Below are 7,442 nucleotides of genomic sequence, written 5' to 3' on the forward strand. Positions count from 1 at the left end.
CTTCCCAGTACGCCGATGAAGGCAATGACCAGCGGCACGCTAAAGGCGGCGCGTCCCACTAGGATCAGAAACAAGGAAGAAATGATAGGTACGAAATAGGTCAACACTCCCAACAGCGTGGAAGAACTGCGTAGCAGGGCGTAGCCCCAGGTAATAAAGGCCAATCCGTAAGGGCCGACACCGATGAGCGCCGCCACCATCCAGTCCATGGCGGTCGTGTGTTCGGGGGCGACTTCGAATAGACGATGCAGCCCCCAGGAGGCGACAGCGGCGCCGGCAAACAAGTATTTGTATTCGACCCAGGACAAGGCGGCACGTCCTCGCAGATAGAGGGAAAACATGATCCAGGAGAGACCCGCAGCAATGCCTTCCATATAGCCGAGCGCCGAGGTCGGTTCACCTTGGCCATTCGACAGCACCAGCGGCACCAGCCCCGAAAAAGCCACAGCCGACCCCAGCAAGGTGCGCGCCCTGAGCCCACGCCCGGCCAGCACATCCGCCACGAGCATGAAACCCAGCGGCCAGAGATAGGTAACGAGGGTGATCTTCGCCGGATCTCCCTTCCCCAGCGCCGAGAAGTAAAAATAGAGTGCGCCCGTCAGGCCGCCGATTCCCATCAGCCAGAACTTCCAGTCCCGATACGACGTCGCCCCGCTCGACGCACCGCCACGCTGCCCGACACTTTGCGCCATCAGAGCCGCCGCGCCCATGGCGACCGCGGCCGTCAGCATGGGCGGTAGATTGATCAAATCGCGCAATACCGGGAGACTCGCCCAGAGCGTTACGGTCAAGAGTCCTGCTAGTAGCCCGGCGGAGGTACGTGTGCTAGCCATGGCCTGCTCCCGTGAGTAACGAATAGACGTTAGTTGTATGCGATGCGAACAGTCTGGGGCAGGATGAATTATCATGGAAACGAAGACTTCTGATATTTCGATCATGATTCGTGATGGTGCTGTATGACTAACTTTCGTCCCTTGGATCTGGTGGTGCTCAATACCTTTGTGGCGGTCGTGGATAGGGGAGGATTCACCGCCGCGGCGGATACCTTGCATCTCGCGCAATCGACCGTCAGTGCGCACATGAAACGCCTGGAAGAAACCTTCGGGCAGCCCTTGCTGCAACGCGGGCGCAAAACGCCGATTCCTACGCCAGCCGGGGAGCGCCTGCTCTCTCACGCGCGGCAGATGCTGCGCCAGAACGCCCTCGCCTGGCAGGATGTCAGCGATCAACGATTGGATGGCGTGGTGCGACTGGGTATTCCCGACGATTACGTGATCTATCTGCCCGAGGCACTGTCCGAGTTCGAGTCCCAGTATCCGGGAGTCGAATTGCAAGTGGACTGCGGGCTCAGCGTGGACTTGGTGCAGAGCGTCCGCGCGGGCAGCTTGGACCTGGCAATCACCACCCGCCAGCCCAAGAGCCCTGGCGGAGAAGTGCTGTGTCAGGAGCCCACGGTGTGGGCGGGCGCCCCCGGGCATGACACCCAACGCCGTACGCCGCTACCGCTGGCAGTCTCCACTGACGGCGTCTGCATTTTTCGTGAGCGGGCCCTGGCAGCGCTCGACGCCATCGGTCTGCCCTGGCGGATCGCGTATACCAGCGCCAGCCTATCCGGCCTTACGGCCGCGGTGCGCGCGGGCTTGGCGATAACGGTGCTCACCCCCTCCATGCTGGGCTCGGACCTGAGTATCATCGATAGCGCCGAAGGGCTCCCCGAGCTGCCCATGACCGAAATCGCCCTGCACCGCAGTCCAGGGCGTCCCAAGGAAGCGACGCGTCAGCTCGCATTGAGCCTGCAAGCTCACATTCAGGCCCGGTCAACAGTTAGCTTTAACAAAGCGACACCCGCATGAAGTGGCTCTCTCGCACCCGTAGCATCCTTGGCTACACTGCTGGCATTCTTGTCGCTCATTGCATACCGCCGGAAGGAGTTAGCATGGGGCGTTACCCTGCCACCTATTCAGTAGCGTCTAGTGGAATGCTCGCGCCGCGCGTGCGAGCAGTATTGGCGCTACTCGTGTGCCTGCTCGTCCTGGCCGGTTGTTCGTCGAGTCAACGCATCGAAACGCACGATCCCGGCCCGACCACGGCAGAGGGTCTCTCCATCGAGCGAGCGTTGATCATTTCCAACGCCAAGCAGGCGCTGGGCACACCTTATAAATGGGGCGGTAATTCGTTGGAGAGTGGAGTGGATTGTTCCGGGCTGGTGCAAGTGGCGTATCGCTCGGCGGGTATCGACGTCCCGCGCACATCCAATCAGCAGTACCAGACCCTCGGTCATCGCGAGCAGGCACGCCCAGGGGATCTGCTGTTCTTCGGCGCCGGGGATCGCGCCACCCACGTAGGGATTTATCTGGGTGACCGGCGAATGATCCATGCGCCCGGTAGCGGTCGTGAGGTGACGGTGTCCTCGCTGGATATCCGCTACTGGCGCAAGCACTACTTGGGTGCGGCCGGCCCGGCGCCGTGAGCGGCAACAGGGCGTTACGGTGCGTTCCCCCCTTGCGTTGGCCGCCACACGTCACCATGTATTCGAAAGAGAGGGCGCGGGAAGCGCCTCGTCTGGGCAAATACCCAAGATGCATTTGCTTAGCGACATTCATTGTTTCCCATGCCTTGTTCGTGATGCGATGCTCGATGCTTCGCGCCAATCAGTGAAAGGAGGACGCCATGGCACTACAACTCGGCGATATTGCCCCGGATTTCACCCAGGACAGCACCGACGGAACGATCAACTTCCACGAATGGGCAGGCGACAATTGGGTCATCCTGTTCTCGCATCCCAAGGATTTCACGCCGGTATGCACCACCGAGCTCGGTGAAGTGTCACGCCTGAAGCCAGAATTCGAAAAGCGCAATGCCAAGGCCATGGGTCTCTCCGTCGACCCGTTGGACGATCACAAGGCGTGGGAAGGCGATATCAAGGAAACCCAGGGCCACGGCCTGAATTTCCCACTGCTGGCGGACGCCGACCGCACGGTCAGCTCGTTGTACGGAATGATTCATCCCAACGCCAACGACACCCTGACGGTGCGTAGCGTCTTCATCATCGACCCCAGCAAGAAAGTACGCTTGACGCTGACCTATCCAGCCAGCACCGGTCGCAACTTCGCGGAAATCCTGCGCACGCTGGATAGCCTGCAATTGACCGACAACCAGAAGGTCGCCACGCCGGTGAACTGGACCGAAGGCGACGACTGCATCATCGTACCCTCGGTCGACAACGAGAAGGCTAAGGAACTCTTCCCGCAAGGCTGGGACGAGAAGAAGCCGTATCTGCGGATGGTCAAGCTGCAGAAATAACGCGCGCCCCCTGGCGTTGTGATTCCAATCGCCCGTGGCTTAGGCCACGGGCGATTGTCGTTTGGCCGCCACACGCCACGCCGTGCGAATCACACGCACCAAACACGCTGCTCGATAAGCAACGAATAATAGAAGGAGCGCTATCTTGAACGTGATCTTGATGTGCATCGTCGTACCCAGCTCCGCGTTTAATAGGTGGAGTACGACGAGTTAATCAGCAGAATGTTAAGAAACGTTGACGCCGAGGGCGGCCACTAGACGTCCTCACCTGACGCAGCCCAACGTTAAGAGCGCCACTCGGCGAGTGCCTGAATATCACTCGGCGTCGTTCGACAGCAACCGCCAATGCCTGATGCGCCTGCCGTCAGCCATTGCTCAACCCCTTGTGCCAAACCGGAAATATCGGCAGCGGCATGATCGTATTGGGCCGGGTGCCAGGTTTTGGTCACCGCATCGTATACCTCTCCCGAGTTGGGATAGACCAATACCGGCAGCGTGCACTGACGACGGATCGCCTGAACCAGCGATTCTATGTGAGGCAGCGCCGTGCAATTCACACCGATCGCCGCTACGCCCGGACAGTTGGCCAGCGCGGCCACGCACTCCTCAATCGGCGTGCCATCGCTGATGTGTTGGCCATCTTTCGCCGAGAAGGTAATCCAGGCCTGCGCGCCAGGGTGCTCAGCCAATAAATCGGTGATCGCTAGTGCCTCCTCTAATGAGGGCAAGGTTTCAGCCGCCAGCAGATCCGCTTTCGCCGCCAACAAGAGTTCAAAACGCTCGCGGTGAAACGCCACCAGTCCGGCGCGGTCAAGATCATAATCGCCTCGGTATTCACTACCGTCCGCTAAATAGGCGCCATAAGGGCCGATGGATGCCGCCACCAGCGGTTTGGGACGATCCGTTTGACCGGGCTGCCAGATCGCGTCTCGCGCCTGTTGCGCCAGCGTGACCGATAACTGAATCAGCTCTCGCGCTTCTTGCGACGTCAGTCCCGCCTGCATAAAGCCTGATACCGTGGCCTGGTAGCTGGCGGTAATCGCGCAGTCGGCCCCGGCTTCAAAATAAGCCTGATGCACTTGACGGATCTTCTCCGGGGACTGGGCCAGCAAGCGCGCCGACCACAGGCTGTCATTGAGATCGCAGCCTAGCGCTTCCAGCTCGGTGGCCAAGGCACCGTCGATGACCATAAAGGGCACATCGGCCAACAGGGCTTTGATCGGGTTCAACTCACTCATACAGACGTTTCCTCAATGACGTTATCCGCATGGGCGACGTTTTGAGCATGCGTACGGTGACGCACATAGTGCACCAGATAGCACAGGCCAATGAACGGCACACCGAAATACAGCGCTACACGTTGTTGCGGGTCAAAGGCAATGCCAATGCACGCAGCCAAGCACGCCGCAAACGCGATTAGCGGTACCCAAGGGTAGAACGGCGTGCGATAGACCAGGTCCTTCAACTGCCCGCCTTCACGCAGGTATTGGCGCCGGAAGTTGAGCTGACTGAGCGCAATCGCCATCCAGACCACCACGACCGCCAGGCCGGAAATCGACACCAGCACCAGGTAGACGGTTTCAGGCGCATAGACACTGGAAAACAACGCTCCCAAGCCGCCAACCATACTCAGTAGTAGGGCATTCATCGGAATACCCCGCTTATTGAGACGGCTGAGCGACTTGGGCAAGGTGCCTTGGTCAGCCAGTGTCCATAGCATGCGTGCCGAGGCATAAAGTCCGGAGTTAGCCGCCGACAGCAACGCAATAATGATCACAAAATTCATGATATCGGCCGCTCCCGGCACTCCAAGTCGCTGGAAGACGGCCACAAAGGGACTCTCAGTGAGTCCGGCCTGGTCCTGAGGTAATAGCGCCGCGATCACGACGATGGTGCCGACAAAAAACAGGATCAACCGCCACAGGGTCGCGCGGATCGCCTTGGGCACATTGCGGGCCGGATCCACCGTTTCTCCGGCGGCAATCCCGATCAACTCGGTACCGGAAAACGCAAACATAACCGCCAGCAAGGTAGTGCCAATGGCCAGCAGGCTGGGCGGCATGGCGCCTTCTCCCCATAGCGCCGACAGGCCCGGTGAGGCGACTTCGGCGCCAGAGGCATCATGCAGCGGTATCCAGCCAACGATCGCCACGGCGCCCACCAGCACAAACACCACCACCGCGATCACCTTGATCAATGAGAGCCAGAATTCAGATTCTGCAAAGAAGCGCGAGGTAAACGCATTAACGCCAAAGACAATCGCCGCAAACAAGCCACTCCAGTACCAGCCGGGGATATCGGGAAACCAGCGCCCCATAAAGACCGCCGCTGCGGTAAATTCAGAACCTAGCGCCACCGTCCAGGTGAGCCAGTACATCCACGCCACCATGTAGCCGGTTCCCGGGCCGATATAACGGCTAGCATGGGCGCTGAAGGCACCTGAATCCGGCATATGCACCGCCAGCTCGCCCAGGCACATCATCACCAGCCAGGCGACAATGCCACCTGCCAGATACGCCAACACCGCGCCGATCGGCCCGGCTTGCTCCACTGTATAGCCGGAACTCAAAAACAGTCCGGTGCCAATCACACCCCCCAAAGACAACATGACCAAGTGACGGGTCTGCATGCTGCGCTTGAAGTGCGCACTCTCTTGGCCTCTCGATTGCTCACTCATGGAGACATCCCTATCCTTCGCCTGATGAGGCTGCAGCGGCCCATTGGCCTGATTTAAAAGGAGCACTATTTTAGTGCACCCAAACCAGCCAAAAAAGTATACAAAAAGGCTTCTATATTCTTATTTAAAATATAGAAGCCTGAGGATCATGAGGCTTTCGGAGGTAACGGCCGCTTTATGTCGTGGGGCGCGCCTTGATAGCCACCTGCCGCTCATACAAGGCAATGGCGACGCCGCTGCCGATGATCACCAAGGCGCCGATGAAGACCCAGATATCCGGCACTTCATCCCACAACCACCACCCCAGCAGCACGGCCCAGACCATGGCGGTGTAGTCGAACGGCGCCGCCAACGCCGCCGGGGCGTAACGAAACGCCAGCGTGATGCACGACACCGCGCCGACACCGAAAATGCCGGAGGCAAGAAAGCCCAGCCATGCCACGCCCTCGGGCATCCGCCAAACACCGGGCAATAACATCACGCTGACGATCAGGGGCACCAGGGTGGCGTAGAAGACCATCGCCCACAGGCTCTCCTTGCCACCGTAGCGTCTTGCAGTGATCATCATCAGCGCATAACACACCGCCGCACCGACGACGATCAGCGCCCCCCACTGGAAACCCGCCGCACCAGGGCGCACCACGACCAGAACACCGGCGAAGCCCACCAGCGAGGCGATAAACGGCAAACGCTCGACACGCTCCTTGAGCAGCGGCCCTGACAATAGCGTCACGAACAATGGCGCGGCGAAGGCGATGGCGGTGGTCTCTGCCAATGGCAGAAGGGTCAAGCCGGTGACGAAGCAGAACATTGTGCCGGCAAAAATCAACCCGCGCAGAAGATGCACGCCCGGGCGACGAGTCTTGAGTTTTTGCCAGCCGCCGTTGAAGCGTGCCAACAGCGCAATCAGCGGCAGCGAAATCAAGGTGCGGAAGAAAATGATTTGAATCGGGTCGTACGTGGCGCCTAGCCACTTGGAAATCGCATCGCCCAGTGCAAGGCACAACACCCCGGCGCACATGATCAAGATTCCCAGTAGGGACGGCGACATATCCACCTCCATGAAGAAAGACTACGCGGCGCCTATCGCAATGCGCCCCGCTACGTGTAATGGAAACGGCCCGAAGAATCAGCCCTTGAGCATAGCCGAATCGAATGCGCACCGCGATGGTGCAAGGAGAGGTATGCCGCATATCGACGCCAAAACGTGCATAATCGGGGGGTAGATCCCCATTTACTCACTCGACGTACGCAAGAGAGTCATGACGCTCGATACCACCGCGATCAACCAGCAAATGACGCACTTCAACGACCACGAGGCGATCTGGCTGTTCGGCTATGGTTCGCTGATCTGGAAGGCGGATTTCCCGTTTCTGGAGAGCCGGCCTGCGCATATCACCGGCTGGGAACGGCGTTTCTGGCAGGGCTCGCATGACCACCGCGGCACGCCACAGGCGCCGGG

At 59.6% G+C, this 7,442-nt stretch carries 8 protein-coding genes; 4 read left to right on the plus strand and 4 right to left on the minus strand.

The window, feature by feature from the left end; all coding sequences use genetic code 11:
* Positions 1-833 (minus strand): DMT family transporter (locus tag OP495_RS15770; RefSeq protein WP_280570636.1); only part of this gene is annotated, 833 nt, incomplete at its 3' end.
* A gap of 123 nt (positions 834-956) precedes the next feature.
* Between OP495_RS15770 and OP495_RS15775 the strand changes: the two genes are divergently transcribed.
* The 3 genes from OP495_RS15775 to OP495_RS15785 all read left to right on the plus strand — a co-directional run bounded on the left by OP495_RS15775 (position 957) and on the right by OP495_RS15785 (position 3,303).
* On the plus strand, positions 957-1,853 hold the full coding sequence (locus OP495_RS15775; RefSeq protein WP_280570638.1) for a LysR substrate-binding domain-containing protein: 897 nt from the start codon (positions 957-959) through the stop codon (positions 1,851-1,853).
* A 125-nt stretch (positions 1,854-1,978) separates the two neighbouring features.
* On the plus strand, positions 1,979-2,470 hold the full coding sequence (locus tag OP495_RS15780) for a C40 family peptidase (RefSeq protein ID WP_280570644.1): 492 nt from the start codon (positions 1,979-1,981) through the stop codon (positions 2,468-2,470).
* Between the two features lie 200 nt (positions 2,471-2,670).
* Complete coding sequence (locus OP495_RS15785; protein WP_280570639.1) at positions 2,671-3,303, plus strand: peroxiredoxin; 633 nt, start codon at positions 2,671-2,673, stop codon at positions 3,301-3,303.
* Between the two features lie 284 nt (positions 3,304-3,587).
* Here the strand turns inward: OP495_RS15785 and mmuM are convergent, their stop codons facing one another.
* From mmuM to OP495_RS15800, 3 genes are all read right to left on the minus strand, one after another.
* The gene (gene mmuM, locus OP495_RS15790) at positions 3,588-4,541 is read right to left on the minus strand and encodes a homocysteine S-methyltransferase (RefSeq protein ID WP_280570640.1); all 954 of its coding nucleotides are present in this window, start codon (positions 4,539-4,541) and stop codon (positions 3,588-3,590) included.
* Positions 4,538-5,980, minus strand: a complete 1,443-nt coding sequence (locus OP495_RS15795; RefSeq protein ID WP_280570641.1) for an amino acid permease — start codon at positions 5,978-5,980, stop codon at positions 4,538-4,540. Before OP495_RS15795 ends, mmuM begins: the two co-directional genes overlap by 4 nt.
* Before the next feature lie 175 nt (positions 5,981-6,155).
* Positions 6,156-7,031, minus strand: a complete 876-nt coding sequence (locus OP495_RS15800; protein WP_280564474.1) for a DMT family transporter — start codon at positions 7,029-7,031, stop codon at positions 6,156-6,158.
* A gap of 211 nt (positions 7,032-7,242) precedes the next feature.
* On the opposite strand from OP495_RS15800, the gene OP495_RS15805 reads away from it, so the two are divergent.
* On the plus strand, positions 7,243-7,442 hold a 200-nt coding region (locus OP495_RS15805; RefSeq protein ID WP_280570642.1), incomplete at its 3' end, for a gamma-glutamylcyclotransferase.

The organism is Chromohalobacter sp. 296-RDG, assembly GCF_029889885.1.
GTDB lineage: Bacteria > Pseudomonadota > Gammaproteobacteria > Pseudomonadales > Halomonadaceae > Chromohalobacter.